The 19982-nt window shown below is 68.0% G+C and carries 17 protein-coding genes; 9 read left to right on the forward strand and 8 right to left on the reverse strand.

Annotated elements, in window-relative coordinates; all coding sequences use genetic code 11:
* The first annotated feature begins 102 nt into the window (after window positions 1-102).
* The 7 genes from IEV87_RS21380 (at window position 103) to IEV87_RS21410 (ending at window position 9306) form a co-directional block, all read left to right on the forward strand.
* Window positions 103-2376, forward strand: a complete 2274-nt coding sequence (locus IEV87_RS21380; protein WP_229737759.1) for a penicillin acylase family protein — start codon at window positions 103-105, stop codon at window positions 2374-2376.
* A gap of 90 nt (window positions 2377-2466) precedes the next feature.
* On the forward strand, window positions 2467-4026 hold the full coding sequence (locus IEV87_RS21385; RefSeq protein WP_188479763.1) for an ABC transporter substrate-binding protein: 1560 nt from the start codon (window positions 2467-2469) through the stop codon (window positions 4024-4026).
* Window positions 4027-4105: 79 nt separating this feature from the next.
* Window positions 4106-5050, forward strand: a complete 945-nt coding sequence (locus IEV87_RS21390; protein ID WP_229737760.1) for an ABC transporter permease — start codon at window positions 4106-4108, stop codon at window positions 5048-5050.
* On the forward strand, window positions 5043-5930 hold the full coding sequence (locus IEV87_RS21395; protein WP_188479764.1) for an ABC transporter permease: 888 nt from the start codon (window positions 5043-5045) through the stop codon (window positions 5928-5930). The genes IEV87_RS21390 and IEV87_RS21395 overlap by 8 nt, the downstream gene beginning before the upstream one ends.
* Before the next feature lies 1 nt (window position 5931).
* Window positions 5932-6906, forward strand: a complete 975-nt coding sequence (locus IEV87_RS21400; RefSeq protein ID WP_188479765.1) for an ABC transporter ATP-binding protein — start codon at window positions 5932-5934, stop codon at window positions 6904-6906.
* A 5-nt stretch (window positions 6907-6911) separates the two neighbouring features.
* Window positions 6912-7886, forward strand: coding sequence for an ABC transporter ATP-binding protein (locus IEV87_RS21405; RefSeq protein WP_188479766.1), 975 nt, complete (start codon window positions 6912-6914; stop codon window positions 7884-7886).
* Between the two features lie 4 nt (window positions 7887-7890).
* Window positions 7891-9306, forward strand: coding sequence for an amidase (locus IEV87_RS21410; protein ID WP_188479767.1), 1416 nt, complete (start codon window positions 7891-7893; stop codon window positions 9304-9306).
* Between the two features lie 4 nt (window positions 9307-9310).
* Here the strand turns inward: IEV87_RS21410 and IEV87_RS21415 are convergent, their stop codons facing one another.
* The 8 genes from IEV87_RS21415 to IEV87_RS21450 form a co-directional block, all read right to left on the reverse strand.
* Window positions 9311-10036 (reverse strand): GntR family transcriptional regulator, encoded by a 726-nt coding sequence (locus tag IEV87_RS21415; RefSeq protein ID WP_229737761.1) that lies wholly within the window; start codon window positions 10034-10036, stop codon window positions 9311-9313.
* 1 nt (window position 10037) lies between these two features.
* The gene (locus tag IEV87_RS21420) at window positions 10038-11282 is read right to left on the reverse strand and encodes an aminotransferase class III-fold pyridoxal phosphate-dependent enzyme (protein WP_229737762.1); all 1245 of its coding nucleotides are present in this window, start codon (window positions 11280-11282) and stop codon (window positions 10038-10040) included.
* Between the two features lie 268 nt (window positions 11283-11550).
* Complete coding sequence (locus IEV87_RS21425; protein WP_188479768.1) at window positions 11551-12390, reverse strand: SMP-30/gluconolactonase/LRE family protein; 840 nt, start codon at window positions 12388-12390, stop codon at window positions 11551-11553.
* A 10-nt stretch (window positions 12391-12400) separates the two neighbouring features.
* Window positions 12401-13450, reverse strand: coding sequence for an ABC transporter ATP-binding protein (locus IEV87_RS21430; RefSeq protein ID WP_229737763.1), 1050 nt, complete (start codon window positions 13448-13450; stop codon window positions 12401-12403).
* Window positions 13447-14421, reverse strand: coding sequence for an ABC transporter ATP-binding protein (locus IEV87_RS21435; protein WP_188479769.1), 975 nt, complete (start codon window positions 14419-14421; stop codon window positions 13447-13449). The genes IEV87_RS21430 and IEV87_RS21435 overlap by 4 nt, the downstream gene beginning before the upstream one ends.
* Window positions 14421-15251, reverse strand: coding sequence for an ABC transporter permease (locus IEV87_RS21440; protein WP_188479770.1), 831 nt, complete (start codon window positions 15249-15251; stop codon window positions 14421-14423). Before IEV87_RS21440 ends, IEV87_RS21435 begins: the two co-directional genes overlap by 1 nt.
* A complete protein-coding gene (locus tag IEV87_RS21445) occupies window positions 15248-16261 on the reverse strand; it encodes an ABC transporter permease (RefSeq protein ID WP_188479771.1) in 1014 nt (337 codons plus the stop codon). Before IEV87_RS21445 ends, IEV87_RS21440 begins: the two co-directional genes overlap by 4 nt.
* Before the next feature lie 61 nt (window positions 16262-16322).
* The gene (locus IEV87_RS21450) at window positions 16323-17834 is read right to left on the reverse strand and encodes an ABC transporter substrate-binding protein (RefSeq protein ID WP_188479772.1); all 1512 of its coding nucleotides are present in this window, start codon (window positions 17832-17834) and stop codon (window positions 16323-16325) included.
* 250 nt (window positions 17835-18084) lie between these two features.
* On the opposite strand from IEV87_RS21450, the gene IEV87_RS21455 reads away from it, so the two are divergent.
* Together IEV87_RS21455 and IEV87_RS21460 are read left to right on the forward strand one after the other, a co-directional pair.
* Window positions 18085-18951, forward strand: coding sequence for a transketolase (locus tag IEV87_RS21455; protein ID WP_188479773.1), 867 nt, complete (start codon window positions 18085-18087; stop codon window positions 18949-18951).
* Entirely contained in the window at window positions 18948-19979 is a 1032-nt protein-coding gene (locus IEV87_RS21460; protein WP_188479774.1) for a transketolase family protein, read from the forward strand. Before IEV87_RS21455 ends, IEV87_RS21460 begins: the two co-directional genes overlap by 4 nt.
* The last annotated feature ends 3 nt before the right edge of the window (window positions 19980-19982 follow it).

A 19982-nucleotide genomic window follows, 5' to 3' on the forward strand; every position in this document is an offset into this window, starting at 1 on the left:
CACTCTCTCTCTATCGCAAAACCGGGTAGTTGACCGAATTTTTGCCCTATGCGGTTCGATTTCCCCGTGTTTATGATATATCCATAGACAAGGACACAGATGATGACGGCGCAGACCACCTCCTCCGCGACAGCCACTCTCTCCCTCCCCGGTCTTGCCGCGACCGGAGAGGTCCTGCGCGACGCCTGGGGAATCCCGCATGTCCGCGCCGCCTCCACCCGCGACGTGTTCGTGCTGAACGGCTATGTGCATGCCTCCGACCGGATGTGGCAGATGGAGGCCGCGCTGCGCCGCGCCGTCGGCCGGTTCGCGGAATGGGCGGGCCCCTCTGCCCTGCCCGCCGACCGCCTTGCCCGCCAGCTCGGGGCGGAGGCCGCGTCGCGCCGCGACTACGACGCGTTGAAGCCCGAGACGAAGGAGATGCTCGACGCCTACGCAGCCGGGGTGAACGCCTGGATTGACGCGGGCGGCACCACGGCGGAGCACGACCTGCTGGATGCCAAACCGATGAGATGGGAGCCCTGGTTCAGCGTCGCCGTCATGCGTCAGCGGGGGATCCTCATGGGTTCGGTCTGGTTCAAGCTCTGGCGCGCCGCCGCGCTTGGCACCATCGGGGCGGAGGCCGTGCCGCTGCTGCGCTACGATGACGGCGGGCCGGAACGTCATATCGTACCGCAGGGCAGCACCGGCGACCGGCTCACCGCGTCGCTGGCCGATCTTGCCCCCGCGATCGAGGCGCTGTCGGGCAAGGCCCCGCAGGACGGCACCGTCGGCGGGTCCAACAACCTTGTCGTCGGCGGCGCGCGCACGGCCTCGGGCATGCCGCTGGTCGCGGGCGATCCGCACCGCCAGTACGAGATTCCGGGCATGTACACGCAGCTGCACCTGACCGGGCCGGAGTTCGACGCCATCGGCTTCTCCGTTCCCGGCGTGCCGGCCTTCCCGCATTTCTGTCACACCGAAAACGTCGCATGGTGCGTCACCCACACCTTTGCCGACCTGCACGACGTCTATGTCGAACAGTTCGACGAGGCGGGCGGCAGGGTCCGCACCGCCGGAGGCTGGCAGCCCACCACCCGGCGCGAAGAGGTCATCGCGGTCCGTGGCGCGGCGGACGACTCGATCACCGTCACCGAAACCGGCCACGGCCCCGTTATCGCGGGCGATCCGGGCTCCGGCACCGCGCTGGCGCTGAAGTCGTCGCAGCTGTTCGACACCGACCGGTCCATCGACTGCCTGCTGCCGATGCTGACCGCACCCACGCTCGATACCTTCTATGACCGGTGCAAGGGCTGGGGCGTGATCGATCACAACCTCGTCGGCGCCGACCGCGACGGCCATATCGGCGTGCTGGTCCGCGCCGTGGTACCCGACCGCGACCGGATCAACGGCTGGCTGCCGGTGCCGGGCTGGACCGGGGACCACGAATGGCGCGGCTACATCCCTTTCGAACGGATGCCCCGCCAGCTCGATCCCGAGTGCGGCTATATCGTCACGGCCAACAACCGCCCCGTCCCCGAGGATCATCCCGACTATATCACCACCGACTGCCACCCCACCACCCGCGCCTCGCGGCTGGCCGGGCGGATCGAGCGGCTGTCCGGCCTGACCCCGGGTGACATGGCGGATTTCCTGCGCGACACCGACAGCGCCCCCGCGCGCGAGATCACCGCGCGCATCCTCGCCGCGCAGCCGCCGGGCGCCGACAGCCTGCTGCGCGTGCTGGCCGCCTGGGACGGACGGATGGATCCGGGGCTCACTGCGCCGACGATCTACATCCTGATCCGGCAGGAAATGACGCGCATCCTCTGCCGCCTGTCCGGGCTGGAGGCTGCGTCCGCCCATTACGCCGCCTCTCCCGCACCCGGGATCCCGGCGCTGAACCAGTTGTGGTGGACGCTGCCGAACCTTCTGCGCCATGACGACACGACCCTGCTTGGCGGCAAGAACTGGACCGACGTCATCCGCGAGGCCGTCGCGACGGTCGCCAGGGCCGGCGTACCTGCGCCGTGGAGCACCGCCCATCTCCCGGCCTTCGTCCACCCGCTTGGCCACCTGTTCCCCGACGCCCCCGGCGCGGCGGCGCCGTCCTCGGATCCGACCGGGGGCGACGGCGATTGCGTACTGGCCACCGGCGGCTTTCCCGGCACCGGCACGCGGTCGATCTACGGCCCGGTCGCGCGCTATGTCTTCGACCTCGCCGACTGGGACAACAGCCGGTGGATCGTGTTCCACGGGTCCTCCGGGGATGCGGGAAGCGCACATTATTCGGACCAGAACCCGCTCTGGGCGCGCGGCGAATTCGTGCCCATGCCTTTCAGTGCCGACGCGGTCGAGGCGCATGCCGTCTCCCGCCTCCGGCTCGATCCGCACTGACCCGCGAAGGGACAGGACAAGCCATGAACGAGAAGGCCGCCGGACATCCCGGACGGCCCGGACACACCCAACCAACCGGGAGACACGACAATGAAACATTTCACCCCCGGCCGGACCGCAGCGCTGCTGCTTTCCGCCGCGCTGCTGACAACCGCCCCCCTGGCCCCCGCCTTCGCGCAGGACCCCAAGATGGGCGGCACGATCCTTTACGCCAACAACTCCGGCCCCGGCCAGCTTGACCCCCAGATGGCGGCCAGCCTCGTTGAGCTGGAGGTGATCGCGCATGTGTTCGAACCGCTGATCTCCATGGATGCCAATTACGACGCCAAGCCGATGCTGGCGGAAAGCTACGAGATTTCGGACGACGGCAAGACCTTCACCTTCCCGCTGCGCAAGGGCGTGAAGTTCCACGACGGGCAGGAGATGACCTCCGCCGACGTCAAGGCCACCTTCGAACGCTATGCCGAGGTCAGCCCCGGCAAGGCCACGCTGGCGGATGTGAAGGAATACCGCACACCGGACGACTACACCTTCGTCATCGAACTGAACAACCTCAACGCCGTCTTCATCGACCAGCTCAAGACGCCGGTCTATCCGTTCTCCATCATGCCCGCCTCTCAGCGCAACAAGCCCGCACGCGAAATCGACGTGGTCGGCACCGGCCCCTTCAAGCTGGGCGAATGGGTCAAGGACAGCCACCTCGTCATCGAGAAGAACCCCGACTATACCCCGCGCGACGACGCCGATGGCCCCGACGGCTATGTCGGCAAGAAGGAGGTCTACGTCGACGCCGTCCGCTACAACTTCCTGCCCGAGGCCAACGCCCGCGTCGCCGCGATGCAGACCGGAGAGGCGGACATCACCACCGCCCTGCCGCTCGACCTGGCCAAGCGGCTTGAGGGGAACGACAAGGTCACCCCGGTCACCGTCTTCCCCTACTGCCAGCAGTACCTGATCGTGCATTCCTCGCAGGCGCCGACCGACAACCGGCAGGTGCGGCAGGCGATCCGCGAAGCGGTGAACGTCGAGGACCTGATCCTCGCCAGCGGCGAGGCCGCGCGCGAGAACTTCTCCATGGTCTATCCCGGCGGCGCCTTCTTCGTCGGTGACGACAACGCGGGCTGGTACAACCAGAACGACCCGGCCAAGGCGGCCGAGACGCTGAAGGCCGCCGGTTACAACGGCGAGGAGATCGTGCTGCAGTCGAACACGAACTACAGCTACATGCGCGACTCCATCCTCGTTCTGGCCGAACAGCTCAAGGCGGCGGGCATGAACGTGAAGGTCGACATCACCGACTGGACCACCAACGCGTCGAACATGCAGTCGGGCGACGGCGGCTGGAACGTCTCCACCACATCGTTCTGCTCCAACCCGATCCTCGGGCCGCAGCAGTGGCAGACGATGATCTACAACTTCCCGCACGTCGAGAACAACAAGGTGCTGGATGACGCCTACGCCAAGTTCTACGCCTCTCTCGACCTGTCCGACCGCGTTGCCGCCTGGAAGGATATCGAGGCCGAGGTGCTGGACGGCGCCTACATGATCAAGGTGTCGGACCGCGGGTCGAACCGCGCGATCGCCAATGACCTCAAGGGCTTCCGCGAATTCAACATCAACCTCTTTTGGGGAATGTGGCTCGACCGCTGACCCTTTCGAAGACGTCGCGCGGGCAGCCTCCCGTTGCCCGCGCGATCCGTGATGACCCTCAGACAGGCAGGAGCCGCCCTTGCTGAAACTGATCGCCTTCCGCATCGCCCAGGCAATTCCCGTGATGCTGGTGGTGGCCGTCCTGACATTCCTGCTGATGCACCTGCTGCCCGGAGACCCGGCGACGATCATCGCGGGCGACCAGGCGGACCAGGCGTCGATCGACCAGATCCGCCGCGACCTCGGTCTGGACCGGCCGGTTCCGGTTCAGCTCTGGCACTGGATCGTCAATCTGGCGCAGGGCGATTTCGGGCGCTCGCTGATGCTCAACCAGGCGGTGGCGGACGCGGTGAAGGAACGGCTGCCCGTCACCCTGTCGCTCGCCATGCTGGCCTTTGCGATCACCCTGCCCTTCGGCATCGCCTTCGGCGTGATCGCCGCGGTCTGGCGGGATACCTGGGTGGACAGCGCGGTGATGATCCTCGCCCTCGTCGGGGTGTCGGTGCCGAATTTCTGGATCGCGATCCTCTCGGTCATCCTGTTCTCCGTCACGCTCGGCTGGCTGCCCTCCGCCGGCTACGTGCCGCTGCACGACAGCTTTTCCGGCTGGCTCGCCTCGCTCATCCAGCCCGCCGTGGTGCTGGCGCTGTTCCAGATCGGTTACCTTGCCCGGATGACCCGGTCTGCGATGCTGGACGTGCTGGACCAGGACTATATCCGCACCGCCCGCGCCAAGGGCGTGGCGGTCAACACCATCATCGTCAAACACGCCTTCCGCAACACGCTGATGCAGGTCGTGACCGTCGCCGGATACATCCTGTCGCTGCTGATCGGCGGGTCCGTGGTGATCGAACAGATCTTTGCCCTGCCCGGCATCGGGCGGCTTCTGGTGCAGGCGATCATGGCCCGCGACTACCCGGTGGTGCAGGGCACGATGCTGCTGCTCGGCTTTGCCTTCGTCTTCATCAACATCCTGATCGACCTGATCTATGCCTATGTCGACCCGAGGGTCCGCTATGACTGACGCCACGACCCTGCCCGCCGCCGCCATGCCGCCGCGCTCTGCCCGCCGCCGCATCCTGATGCGCCGCCTCTGGCGGCACCGCTCCTTCCGGGTCGGGGCGGGGATCGTGGCGGTGATCGTGCTCATGGCCGTCGCCGCGCCGCTGCTGTCGGGCGGCCAGCCGAACGCCATGTCCCTGCGCAACCGCTTCGCGCCCCCTTCCGCCGATTTCATCTTCGGCGCCGACAACTTCGGACGCGACATCTTCACCCGCGTCCTCTACGGCGCGCGCATCTCGCTCTGGATCGGCTTCGCCTCGGCGATGCTGGCGGCGGCGGGCGGAGCACTGGTCGGCATGGCCTCCGCCTGGTTCAGGAAGCTGGACGGGATCATCATGCGGATCATGGACGCCCTGCTGGCCTTCCCGGCGATCCTGCTGGCCATCGGCATCAACGCCGCCCTCGGCCCGCAGGTGTCGAGCGTCATCATCGCCCTCGCCTCCGCCTACGTCCCCCGCATGGCAAGGATCGTGCGCGCCGCCGCGCTGGTGGTGCGGGAGCTCGACTATGTCGACGCCGCCCGGGTGTCGGGCGCGGGCGCGGGGCGGATCATCTTCCGCCACATCCTTCCGAACGTCATGGCACCGCTGCTCGTCTCCGTCACCTTCGTCTTCGCCTACGCGATCCTGGCCGAGGCCGCGCTTTCCTTCCTCGGCATCGGCCCGCCGCCGCCGCACCCGTCCTGGGGCAACATCATCGCGGAGGGGCGTGACTACTCGGTCGAGGCATGGTGGATCATGCTCTTCCCCGGCCTCGCCATATCCCTCGCCGCGCTTGGCATGAACCTCCTCGGCGACGGGCTGCGCGACGTGCTTGACCCCCGCCTGAAGATCGAGGCCTGAGATGCTGCAAATCGAAAACCTCTCGGTGGACTTCCGCGTCGACAGCGGCTGGATCAGCTCGGTCACCGATGTCAGCTTCACGCTCGGCCCGCGCGCCAGCCTCGGCATCGTGGGCGAAAGCGGGTCGGGGAAGTCGGTCACCGCGCTGTCAGTCCTGCGCCTGCACGCGGCACGCAACACCCGGATGCGCGGCAGGATCATGTTCGACGGGCAGGACCTGCTGACCCTGCCCGAACGCCGGATGCGCGAGATCCGGGGCCGCGACATCGCCATGATCTTCCAGGACCCGATGCATTCGCTGAACCCCGTCCTGACCATCGGCGACCAGATCGGGGAAACCCTGCGCATCCATCAGAAACTTGACGCCGCCGCCGCGCAGAAGGCCGCCATCGGCCTGCTCGACATGGTGCGCATTCCCGATGCCGCGCGGCGTGTCACCGACTATCCGCACCAGCTGTCGGGCGGAATGCGCCAGCGGGTGATGATCGCCATGGCCATCGCCTGCCGCCCCCGCCTTTTGATCGCGGACGAACCGACCACCGCGCTCGACGTGACGGTGCAGGCGCAGATCCTCGACCTGCTCCGCGACCTGAGGGAGGAGATCGGCATGTCCGTCATCCTGATATCCCACGACCTCGGGCTGGTGGCGGAGTTCGCGGAACGGGTGCTGGTCATGTACGCCGGCGAACTGGTCGAGGAAGCGCCCTCGCTCACCATGTTCGCCCGCCCCGCGCATCCCTATTCCGAAGGTCTGCTCAAGGCGATCCCCTCGGCGGACGAAGACGTGGGAAGGCTCTATGCCATTCCGGGCCGCATCCCCGATCCGGGCCGCCGCCCGCCGGGCTGCAACTTTGCCCCGCGCTGCCCGCTGGTGCAGCCCGCCTGCACCGCCGCCCCCCCGCCGCTTGCGACGATGGAACCCGGCCACCTGATCCGCTGCCCCGTCCGGCTGGCCGCGATGGAGACGACAGGATGAAGGACATGGCCGACACAACCGATCCTATCATCCGCGTCCGCAACCTCAGCCGCGACTTCCAGGTCGGCGGGCGCGGGCGCAAGCGCCAGACGCTGCACGCGGTCAGCGACGCCAGCTTCGACGTGCTGCCCGGTGAAACGCTTGGTGTCGTGGGCGAAAGCGGGTCGGGCAAATCCACCATCGGGCGGATGCTGGTCGGCCTGCTTCCCGCCACGCGCGGAGAGATCGAGCTGTTCGGAGAGACCATCACCGGCCCCTCCGGCAAGCAGGCGCTGGCGAAGGTCCGGCACAAGCTCCAGTTCGTCTTTCAGGACCCCCACGCCGCGATGAACCCCCGGATGCGCATCTCCGACATCATCGCGGAACCGATCGACGTGCGCGGCGGCTGGACCCGCAAGGACCGCGCCGACCGGGTCGCGGAACTGCTGGAACTGGTTGGCCTCTCCGCCGCCTTCGCCGACCGCTTCCCGCATGAATTCTCGGGCGGTCAGCGCCAGCGGATCGTGATCGCCCGCGCGCTCGCGCTCGACCCCGCCTTCATCGTCTGTGACGAGGCGGTCGCGGCGCTCGACGTGTCGATGCAGGCGCAGGTCATCAACCTGCTCATGGACCTGCAACAGCGGCTTGGCCTGTCCTACCTCTTCATTGCGCACGACCTTGCCGTGGTCCGGGCCGTTTCGACCCGCATCGCCGTTCTCTACGCCGGAGAGATCGTGGAGCTGTCGGACAAACGCTCGCTCTACACCGACCCGAAGCACCCGTACACGCAGGCCCTTCTCGCCGCGATCCCCCGGCCCGAGGTCGGCACCCGCAAGCCCCCGATCCGCGGAGAGGTGCCGAGCCTGCTGAACCGGCCGCCGGGCTGCACCCTCTGCCCGCGCTGCCCCAAAGCCTTCGACCGCTGCCGCACCGAAGCCCCCGCCCTGCGCGAGGTCGCCCCGGGCCGCAAGGTCGCCTGCCACCTCTACGACGGAGTCTGACGACATGACCGACCTCACCTGGCTGACCGCCGCGCAGGCCGTCGCGATGATCGCGCGGAAGGAGCTTTCGCCGGTCGAATACCTCGACCACATCCTCGCCCGGTCGGATGCGGAGTCCGACCGCCTCAACCCCTTCGCCTATGTCGCCGCCGACCGTGCGCGGGACGAGGCGAAGGCGGCGGAGAAGGCGGTCATGGCGGGCGAACCGCTCGGGCCGCTGCACGGGCTGCCGGTGCATGTGAAGGACCTGTTCAAGACCGCCGGCATCCCGACCGAATACGGGTCCGCCGTCTACGCGGGCAACGTGCCGGATGTGGACGACGTGCTGGTCACACGGCTCCGCGCCGCGGGGGCGGTTGTCTTCGCCAAGTCGCACACGCCCGAATTCGGCCACAAGGGCCAGACCGACGGACCGCATTTCGGCACCACCCGCAATCCATGGGACACCTCGCGCTATGCCGGGGGATCCTCCGGCGGGGCGGCCTGCGCGGTGGCGGCGGGGATCGGGCCGCTTGGTCTCGGCACCGACGGGGCGGGGTCGATCCGCATCCCGGCTGCGGCCTGCGGCACCGTCGGACTCAAACCCTCCCCCGGCCTGCTGCCCTATAACGAAGCCGTCGACGCCTTCTTCAACTACGCCGCCGCCGGTCCCCTGTCCCGCACGGTCGAAGACGCCGCACTGATGATGTCCGCGATCAGCGGCACCGATCCGACCGACCCCTGGTCCATCGCCGCCCCCGCCCCGCGCGCCACCCGCGCGGGTGCCAGCCTGCACGGCCTGCGCATCGGCTATATCGAGAAGATGGAGAACCGCCGCCTCTCTGCCGAGGTCGCCGCCAATACCCGCGCCGTGCTCGACACCCTCATCGCACGCGGCGCCCATGTGGAGGACGTGACGGAAGAGATCGACTGGATCGAATACGAAGGCCGGGTGATGTACCAGGCGAACATCTGCGTCGCCGGAACCCCGCATATCGCCAAGTTCGGCAACCGGATGGACCCCGTGTTCCTTGGCTTCATCGAACGCGGGCGCGGCTTCAGCACCGACGATTACCGCAAGGCGCAGCTGGCCCGCACCCGCCTGTTCCGCCATGTCCAGACCCTGTTCGACCGCTACGACGTGCTGATTTCCCCGACCCTGACCCGCACCGCCCTTCCGGCCGACTTCGAGGCGCTGAACGGACAGGTCGTCGTCGACGGAGAGGAAAACGGACTGACCCGGCAGGGCATGTCGCCCTATTGCTACCCGTTCAACCTGACCGGCCACCCCGCGCTGGCGCTGCCCTCCGGTTTCGCTTCGGACGGGCTGCCGACCTCGGTTCAGCTGATCGGACCTTGGTATTCGGACCTCGACCTGCTGACCATCGCCTCGGCCATCGAAACGGACCGCGCCTGGGCGCATCTGAAACCGGCGATCTGACGGGTCAGCCCCGGCGGCGGCCCTTCTGCAGGGCGGCCTGCGCGGCGGCATGATCGGCGAGGTGCTGGCGCAGCGCGCGCCCGCCCTCGAACAGGTCCATCCGGATCGCCTCGCGCAGGGAATAGGGGTCGCGGGCGCGCAGGGCGTCCAGCACGTTCAGGTGCTGGTGCCGTTCGGCATAGGTGGGATGGGCGTGGGGGTAGAGTTCGCTCAGGATCGGGCCGATGCGGATCCACAGCCCCTCCAGCACCTCGGTCAGGGTCGGCATGCCCGACCGGGAATACAGCCCGAAGTGAAAGTCGAAGTTCGCCTGCAGCGCGGTCGGCCAGTCCCCCGTCGCCTCGGCATGCACCAGCGTTTCGTGCACCACCGCCAGACGGTCGATATCGGCCTCGGTGATATGCGGCAGCGCGCGCTCTGCCGCCATCGGCTCAAGGCTCATGCGGATGTCGCGGATCTCGGTGTATTCGTCCAGAGTCAGGCGGCGGACGCGGATGTAGTAGCGCGGGCGGATTTCGATGGCGCCCTCGTGGGCCAGCTGGAACAGCGCCTCCCGCACGGGGGTTTCCGAGGTTCCCATCTGCCGGGCGAGATCGCGGACCTTCAGCCGTTCATGCGGCTTCAGCTCCGCCCGCATCAGGGACTGCCGCAGGCGGGCATAGACAACCTCGGACAGCGGAAGCGGATCGTCCTCCGCCGCCGCCGTTTCGTCGATCATCCCGTCCGTCACGTTATCCCCGGCGCCTCGCCAATGCAGAGAACGCAGAATCCGTCACATCCAGCGCCCTGTCAATCTCTTCGGCCGTATGCGCCGTTCCGAGGAACATGTTGTGCCTGTGGTGCATGTAAACGCCGCGCCGAAGGGCCTCCTGGCAGAAGGCCTCGCCCAGTTTGTCGCCGGTATCGCCGACGAACTGCATCAGCGGCATCGCCGGCGGGCCGGACTGGACCACTTCGAACCCGTGGCGCGCGGCCTGCTCCGCCAGCCCCGCCCGCAGCCGCTCGCCCGAGGCGCGCATGACCGCAGGCCCGTCGACCCGGTGCAGTTCGTTCAGCGTGGCAATCGCGGCGGCCATGGGCGCGGCGGTGTACCAGAAGGACCCGGTAACGAAGACCGTCGCGGCGGCCTCGCGCCAGGCGTCGCCCCCGATAATCGCCGACAGCGGATGCCCGTTGGCGATCGCCTTGGAATAGGCCGACAGGTCGGGCCGCACGCCGTATTGTTCCCACGATCCGCCAAGGTGCAGCCGGAACCCGGCGCGCACATCGTCGAGGATCAGCGCCGCGCCGGTCCTGTCGCACAGCGCGCGCACGGCGGTGGCGAACTCCGGGTCCGGCATCTCGAGCGCCCGGCCCAGATCGTGCCGGAAGGCCGAGACGATGACGCCCGCAAGGTCCTCTCCCGCGTCCGCAACCGCCTGCTCCAGCGATGCGATGTCGTTGAATTCGTAATAGGCCAGATGCGCCCGGTCCTCCGCCGTCACCCCGACGAGCGAGGGCGAACACCACGGAACCGCCCCGTGATAGGCGCCGCGCGCCACGAGGATCCGGCGCCGCCCGGTCCTGGCCCGCGCGATGGTCACGCAGCCGGTGGTCGCATCGGTGCCGTTCTTCTGGAACAGCGCCCAGTCCGCGGAGGGCATGGTGCGCACCAGCAGTTCCGCCAGTTCCACCGCCTGATCGGTCGGGCCGTTCAGGCAGTCGCCGCCGCGCCAGCGCGCCGCCGCGGCCTCCTCGACCGCCGGATGCTGGTGGCCCAGCACGATCGGCCCCCAGGAGCACATGAAATCGATATAGTCCCGCCCGTCCGCATCCGTCACCCGCGCGCCCTTGCCGCCGGTGAAGAATTGCGGATAGCCCTCGGGCACGGCGGCGGCGCGCATGTGGCCCCACATGCCGCCCGGTATCACCTGCGCCGCACGATCCCTCAGCAGGCTGTCGGCGGAACGGTTTCCAATCTGGTCGGTGGCGGTCACGACGCTTTCCTCCTGCGGGGGACCGGCATCCTGCGGTCTTCACTGTTTTGATATATCATATTCTCGAAACTTCTCCCGGAGGAGTCAAGCGCGAACGCAGCGTGGAATGGTGTTTTTTGCAGGCGCAGCGAGGCGGAACGCGGCGTCATTGCCATGTCATTACAAGATAAATGCGGAAACTCCGCGCGTAGATCCCACACGTAGCCCGGTGGCAGATCGCACGACGCTCCCCGCCACATCCTGCCCTCCTGATATATCTTAAACGAGGTCATATCGGCGTCGACACCAGCTGGCCGGCAAAGCCAAGCGTGATCCACAGCCGTCCGCCATGCACGCAGACGTTGGTCGGATCGGTGCCGGGCCCGGTCTCGATCATCTCGATCAGCTCTCCGTCCAGAGAAATCACCGCCACCCGGTCGCCAAGGCTTCCTGCGGAATAGATCCTGTCGCCGTGGCGGATCATGCCGTCCGGGGCAAAGCCGTCGTCCAGCCGCAGCCACTCCGCACCCTCGTCCAGCGGCGCACCGCCCTTCCAGTCGAAGCGGACGAAGCGGTGCTCCTTCGACAGGCCGACGATCAGCGACCCGTCGGGGTGGAACAGCAGCCCGTTCGGAAAACCGGTCATCTTGCGCAGCGCCGTCACCGCGCCATCCGGCCCGGCCAGCAGCAGCTGACCGCCGTGATAGCCCGCGCCCGGCACCTCCCAGTTCTGCGGGTCGGTGAAGACCAGCGCCCCCTCGGGCGTCACCACCAGATCGTTCGGGCGCGACGGCTTGGCCCCCGGCAGCGGCCCGGTAAAGACCGACCACGTTCCGTCCGCCGCCAGCCGCATCAGGCAGCCGTCGATCTCCGGGTCCGCCACCTTCAGCCTGCCCTTGCCCTCGGGCGCGAGCCCGCCGTTGTTGCAGATGTAAAGCGCCCCGTCCGGCCCGATCCGCATCCCGTTCGGCGCGCCGGGCAACTCCGCCAGCAGGCGCGTTTCCCCGTCCTTCCAGGCGCGGACCTTGGCGTGCAACAGGTCGACGAAGGCGACGGAGCCGTCGGGCAGCGCCACCGGCCCCTCGGGAAAGCCGAGCCCCTCGGCATGGACTGTGAATTCGCGTGTCATGCTGTCTCCTTCACTTTGCTCCTCGGCGCTCGACTCTCAGGGCGGGCGCTACGGCGCCAAGGCCCAGGCGGCTGCGGCCGGTCTCCTGCCCCGTGGCCAGGGTTTCGTCGGGGGCGAAATGGCAGGCGACGCGGCGTCCGTCCGGCAGGGTGCGCAGCGCGGGCGGATCGCTCCGGCAGCGGTCGCGGGCCAGCGGACAGCGCGGATGAAACCGGCAGCCCGGCGGAGCGTCGGCAGGATTGGGCGGATCGCCCTGCAGGATCTGCCGCCGGAAGCTCCGCGCCCGCCGCGCCTTCAGCGTCGGGGCCGCGGACAGCAGCGCCTGCGTATAGGGATGCAGCGGCGCGGCCAGCAGGTCGGCGGCCCGCGCCTCCTCCACGATCTGACCGAGGTACATGACCACGATCCGGTCCGAGATATGGCCGATCACGTCGAGATCGTGCGAGATCACCAGCATCGCCACCCCCCTCTCCCGCCGGATCTGGAGGAAGAGGTTCACGATCTGCGCCTGAATCGACGGGTCCAGCGCCGAGGTCGGTTCATCCGCCACGATCAGCTCCGGTTCCACCGCAAGCGCACGCGCGATGGCGATGCGCTGCAGCTGCCCGCCCGAAAACTGGCGCGGCCTCAGCCCGGTGTCGATGTGACCCAATCCGACGTTCTCCAGCAGCGCCCGCGTGCGCGCCTCGACCCCGCCCTCGGGCTTCAGGCCATGGGCGGAGAAGGGTTCGGACATGATCTGCGAAATCGTCATCCTCTGGTTCAGCGACGCCAGCGGGTCCTGAAACACCGCCTGCATCCGCCGCCGCACCGGCTGCATGGCGCGGATCCCGTCTTCGGTGACATCCTGCCCGTCGAACCGGACCCGCCCCGCCGTCGGGTCGATCAGGCGCAGGGCGATGCGCGCCAGCGTGGACTTGCCGCAGCCGGATTCCCCGACGATGCCGACCGTCTCGCCGACGCCGACCTCAAGGTCGATGCCGTCGACGGCGCGCACCTGCGGGGCCTTGGAATTGCGGCGGAAATGCTTCTCGACTCCGCTCAGCGACAACAGGCTCACAGCGCATCCTCCGGGGTTTCGACCAGCGGGTGATGGCAGGCCGCCTGCCCGCCGCCGACGCCGCGCAGGACCGGCACCTCCGCCCGGCAGCGGGCGGTGGCGCGGGGACAGCGGGGGTGGAACCGGCAGCCCTCGGGCATGGCGCCAAGCGGCGGGGTGCCGCCCGGTACCACGGTCAGCGCCGTCTGCGGCGGAGCCTCCGCCATCATCGCGCTGGCCAGCAGGACCGAGGTATAGGGATGCGCGGGCCGGTCCATCAGCGAGGCGGCGGGCCCCACCTCGACCACGGTGCCGGCGTACATCACAAGGATGCGGTCCGCGACCTCGGCCACCACGCCCATGTCATGGGTGATGAGCAGCGTGGTCAGCGACAGCTCTGCCTTCAGGTCGCGCAGCAGGTCCAGCACCTGCGCCTTGATCGTAACGTCCAGCGCCGTTGTCGGTTCGTCCGCGATCAGCAGCTTCGGATTGCAGGCCACGGCCATGGCGATCACCGCCCGCTGCCGCATCCCGCCGCTGATCTGGTGCGGATAGGACCGCGCGACACGCGCGGGATCGGGGATGCGCACCCGCTCCAGCAGGGACACCGCCCGTGCCATCGCCTCCCGGCCCCGCGCCAGCCCGTGCACCCGCAGCGCCTCCGCGATCTGGTCTCCGACCGTGTGCACCGGGTTCAGCGCGCCAAGCGGGTCCTGATAGACGATGCCGATCTGACGTCCGCGCACCCGCCGCATCCTTGCGTCCGGCAGCCCGACCACGTCCTGCCCGTCGAACCGGATCGCGCCGCCGACCCGCGCGCCCTCGGGCGCGAGCCCCGCGATGGCCATGCCGGTGAGCGACTTGCCCGACCCGGACTCACCGATGATGACAAAGGTCTCCCCCGCCGCGACCGAGAAGGAGATGCCGTCCACCGCCACCGCCCGCCCGTCGCGCCCCGAGAACGACACCGTCAGGTTTTCGACCTCCAGCATCACGCCCCCTTCCGCGCGTCCAGCGCATCGCCAAGCAGGGAACAGGCCGTGGCCGTCAGCATCACGATCCCGCCGGGAAAGACGAGATACCACCACGCCGATCCGAAATAAGGGCGGGAGTCGCGGATCAGCAGTCCCCATTCCGGCGTCGGTGAGGTCGCGCCGAGTCCGAGGAACGACAGAGCCGTCACCGCCACCAGCGCATAGCCGATGTCCGTCGTGGCGCGCACGTTCACCGCCGACATCACGAAGGGTACGATATGCCGCCACATGATCGTCACCGGCCCGAGGCCGAGCGCCCGCGCGGTTTCCACATGCGGTTCGGTCTTCAGCCGCAGCACCTCGCCCCTCACCAGCCGCGCGAAACCGGGCCACCACATCAGCGACAGCGCCAGCGTCACGCTGTCCAGCCCGCGCCCGATCGCCGCCGAAATGGCCAGCGCCAGCACCAGCGCCGGGAAGCCGAAGACCATGTCCACGATGCGCATCATCAGGTTGTCGAGCCAGCGCGGCGCCATGCCCGACACCACGCCGTACAGCGTCCCGAAGACAGCCGCGAAGGCCACGATGGCCAGCGCCACGCCCATGGAATACCGGGTGCCGTAGATCACCCGGCTGAAGATGTCCCGCCCCGCCTCGTCCGTGCCGAAGGGATGCGCGGGCGACGGCGGTTTCAGCCGGTTCACCACGTCCAGCGCGATCGGGTCATAGGGCGCGACCACCCCCGGCATCAACGCAAAGACCGCCAGCAGGGCGACCACGACCAGCGCGGCCATGGCCAGCCAGTCGATCCGCCGGGCGGCGCGGAAGGTTGCGGCGGGGGCGCTCATGATGTCACCGCCTCGACCCGCGGGTCGATCACCGGATACAGCAGATCGGCCAGCAGGTTCAGCACCACGAAGCCGAAGGTCGATACCAGCGCCAGCGCGATCACCGGCGAATAGTCGAAGACCTGGAAGCTCTGGAAGGCGTAAAGCCCGATGCCCGGCCAGTCGAAGATCACCTCCACCAGGATCACCCAGGACAGCAGGTAGCCGAACTGGATCGTCGTCACGGTCAGGATCGGGCTCAGCGCATTGCGCAGCATGTGCCCGAAGAGCACCTGTCGCGGGCTCAGCCCCTTGCCGCGTGCCGTGCGGACGTACAGCCGCTCGCGTTCCGCCAGCAGGGCCGCGCGCGACATCCGCGTGCCGACGGCCAGCAGGTTCAGCACCACGGTCAGCGCCGGAAGGGCGATGTATTGCAGCGCCGACACGAAGGCCCCGGGGTTCCCCGCGATCAGGCAGTCGACCAGCAGGAAGCCGGTGACCTCGGGCGGCGCGATCTCGCGGATCGGGAAGCGCGCCCCGAGGGGAAACCACTGAAGCTTGTAGTAAAAGACGAACTGCAGCGCCATGCCCAGCCAGAACACCGGGATCCCGGTGCCAAGCATGGTGAACAGCCGCACCGCCCCGTCCATCGCCCCGCCCGGCCGACGCACGGCCAGAATGGCAAGCGACAGAGACAGGACGAGATAGGCGGCAAAGCTCACCAGCAGCAGTTCCAGCGTCGCGGGCAGAAACTGCGCCATGTCCTGCGCGACCGGCCGCCGGGTGCGGATCGACTCTCCCAGATCGCCCTGCACCAGCCCGGTCGCGTAGTCCCGGAACTGCAGCAGCATCGGCTGGTCCAGCCCGTGTTCCGCCCGGATCCGCGCCACCGTCTCCTCGCTGGCGTTCTGCCCGGCGAGAAAGGCCGCCGGATCGGCCGGAACCACCCGGCTCAGGAAAAATGTGATGACGGCGACCAGCAGCAGCACAAGCGCGCCCCAGAGTATCCGCCGTCCGATAAATCCCGCCATGACTGCCTGCCCCGTCTTCGCCTGCGGATCCGGGCGGCGCAGGGCCGCCCGGATCGCCTTGTCATTCGACCGCGTGGATTTCCCAGAAGCGGATGTTGACGTATTCCGCCGGGTCGATGCGGTAGCCGCCGATGCGGTCCGGCTCCACCACCACCGTGGTCGGGCGCGCGGCCCAGATGATGTAGTGGCTGTCGACGACGATCTGCGCGGCCTTCGCCAGCATCTCCGCCCGCTTCGCCTCGTCCTGCTCTGCCGGCATGGCCGCGATCAGGTCCTCGAGCTCCTGGTCGCGGAACTTGCCCGCGTTAAAGAACCCGCCCTCAAGGTAATGGGCGGCGAAGAACTTGGTGGCATCGTTCGGCGACAGGTTGGCATTGCCGAGGATGAAGCAATTGGACCGGTTCTCCTTGATCGCGGTGATCGCCTCGACGAACGGCGCCTCCTCGATCTCGACCGTGACGCCGATCTGCTGCGCGGCGGCCTGCAGCACGGTGGCAGAGAAGCGGAACTCCGTCACCGTGTTCGGGATGACGCATTTCATCGTCGCCCCCCCGAGGCCCGAGGCCGCGAGATCCGCCTTCGCGCCCTCAACGTCGGTCTTGATTTCGGGCATGTCGGCCTCGGGCGAACCGGGGAACCAGGCGGGCACCGGCCCGCGCGGGATGGTGCCGAGCCCCTGGTTGAACGCCTTGATCGCCTCGTAATCGAAGGCCTTCACCAGCGCCGAGCGGAAGTCGATATTGTCGGTCGGGGCGAGGTTCACGTTCAGGTAGATCGCCGGCCAGGCCCAGAGGTTGTTGCCCTCGACCTTGTGGAACCCCTCGCGCTCCACGATGCGCATGGCGTCGTCCAGCGGAATGAAGTTGGCCATGTCGTAGGTGCCGCCCTCGACCCCCTGCGCCCGGTTCTGGCCGTCGGCGACGACGCGGACCAGTACGCGGTCGAAGACACCCTCGGGGAAGCTGCCCCACCACTCGGTGTTGCGCGCCAGCTCGATCTGGGTGCCGCGGGTCCATGAGACGAACTTGTAGGGCCCGGTGCCGTTGGCGTTTTCGCCGAACCACGCCTCGTCATGATTGGCGATGTCCTCGTCCGAGGCGATCTCGATCCGTGCGAGGTTGCCGGCAAGGTAGACGTTCGGCGCCTCCGTCGTGATGACGACGGTGGCCGGATCCGGCGCGGCGACCTCGGATATACCCGAGACGAGGTAGGACTGACCGCGTCCCAGTTCCTTCAGCCGGTCGAGCGAGGCCTTCACATCGGCGGAATCGAATGGCGTCCCGTCATGGAACGTCACCCCCTCCCGCAGCTTGAAGGTCCATGTGGTGCCGTCCTGGCTCCACTCCGTCGCCAGCGCGGGCTCCAGCACGGCGGGATCGTCGAGATCGAAGTTGACCAGCCGGTCGAACACGTTGCGGGTGATGGTGAATTCCCAGTTCGCGTTGGCCTTGGCCGGGTCGATCGTGCTGGGTTCGCTGGTGTCGGCGTAAACGAATGTGGACTGCGCCTGAACCGGGGCGGCGCAAATGGCGAGGACGGTCGGAAAGAGGGCGGAAAGAACCCTGAGTTTCATCTTCTGACTCCCTGATAATGGTGTCGGCCTCTGCGGCTCGTTCGCGTTCTTGATCCCGGCGGGGTGCCCGATTCCCTCGGATCGCCTGTCCGGAATGGCTTGTTGATATATCATGTTTGCGCTGAATGACAGAGTTATTGACGCTTTGCGGGTCAAAAAGGCTGGTTTGCGGGCAAATCCGTTGCACATTGCCACTTTGTGATATATCACGAAAGCCAAGCCGTCTGTGGCAATCAGAAGCGAGAGGCCGATGCCGAACCGATCCAACGTCAACATCGCGGTGCTCGAGGACCGCGCCAAGTTCATCCGGACCGAAACCGTCCGGCTGACGCGAATCGCGGGGGCCGGGCACTATTCCTCGACCTTCTCCTGCGCGGAAATCCTCTCGGCCCTCTACTACGCCCAGATGCGCATCGAACCGGCCAATCCGGACTGGGACAACCGCGACCGCTTCGTCATGTCCAAGGGGCACGCCGCCATCGGCCTGTATCCGGTGCTCGCCGACCTCGGCTACTTCCCCCCGGCGGAACTGGACACCTACACCCGTCTCGGCTCCAAATACGGCGACCATCCGGACATGAAGAAGGTGCGCGGGCTCGATTTCTCCTCCGGTTCGCTCGGACACGGCCTGTCGGTCGGGCTTGGCATGGCGCTGGCCGGTCGCATCCGCGGTCACGACTACCGGACCTACGTGATGCTCGGCGACGGCGAAATCTCCGAAGGCCAGATCTGGGAGGCGGTGAATGCCGCCAACCACTTCCAGCTTGGCCACCTCGTGATCCTGCTCGACCGCAACGGCCTCTGCATCGACGGCCATACGGAGGAGATCATGTCCATCGAACCCGTGCACGATCGCTTCGCCAGCTTCGGATGGGACGTGCAGCGCGTCGACGGCCATGACCTGCCCTCGATCCTCACCGCCTTCGACAACCTGCCGCAGGGCACCACCGGCAAACCCCAGGCCATCGTCTTCGACACGGTCAAGGGCCGCGGCGTGAAGCGGATGGAGATGTCGCTCGACTGGCATGTCGGCAACCTCGTCGGCGAGGATTACGACGACGTCATGGCCGAACTCGAAGCCGGCCTGAAACCCTACGTACCGGAGCCCGCGCAATGACCACCGAAATGCAGAACGAGGCCGAGATCTTCCGCGGCACCACCGAAGGCAAGACCGTCTTCAAGGACACCCGCTCCGTCCGCGGCACCCCCAAGGCCGGCATGCCCGCCTTCGTGCTGGGCGAGGAACTGGCCGAGATGGCGAAGACCGATCCCCGCATCGTCGTCGCCACCGCCGACCTGGCCTCCGCCAACCGCACCAACGACTTCAAGGCCGTGCATCCCGACCGTTTCTTCGACTTCGGCATCGCCGAGAAGAACATGATCACCGCAGCCGCCGGCATGGCCGCCTGCGGGATGGTGCCCTATGTCGCCACCTTCGCGAGCTTTGCCGCGATCCTCGGCGCCGAACAGATCCGCACCGACTGCGCCTATCCGAAGATGCCGGTGCGCGTGATCGGCACCCATTCCGGCATGTCCATGGGCTTCTACGGATCCTCGCACCACGCGCTCGAAGACCTCGGGATGCTGCGCTGCATGGCCGACCTGACCGTCATCTGCGCCACCGATGCCAACCACCTGCGCGCCGTGCTGCGCGCCTCTGCCGACCATCCGGGCGCGATGTACATCCGCCTTGGCCGGGGCCGCGACCCGGTGGTCTACGACACCGTCCCCGACCTCACCATCGGCAAGGCCATCCGCCTGCGCGAGGGCACCGACCTCACCCTGATCGCGACGGGAAGCGAGGTGCGCGCCGCGCTCGACGCCGCCGCCGCGCTGGAAAAGACCGGCACCTCCGTCCGCGTCATCGACATGCACACGATCAGCCCGCTCGACCGGGAGGAGGTCGCCGCCGCCGCGCGCGAGACCAGGGCGATCATGACGGTGGAGGAGCACAACATCACCGGCGGGCTCGGCTCCGCCGTGGCCGAGGTGCTCATCGACCTGCCCCGCCTGCCCTTCCTGCGCCACGGCGTGCCCGACCGCTATGTCGAGGTGGGCCCGCCCGCCGCGCTCTACGATGCCTACAAGCTCGACGCGCCGGGGGTGGAGTCGGTGGCGCGGGACTTCCTGTCCCGCATCGGCTGAGCG

It is taken from the genome of Primorskyibacter flagellatus (assembly GCF_014638275.1).
Taxonomy (GTDB): Bacteria; Pseudomonadota; Alphaproteobacteria; order Rhodobacterales; family Rhodobacteraceae; genus Pseudooceanicola; species Pseudooceanicola flagellatus_A.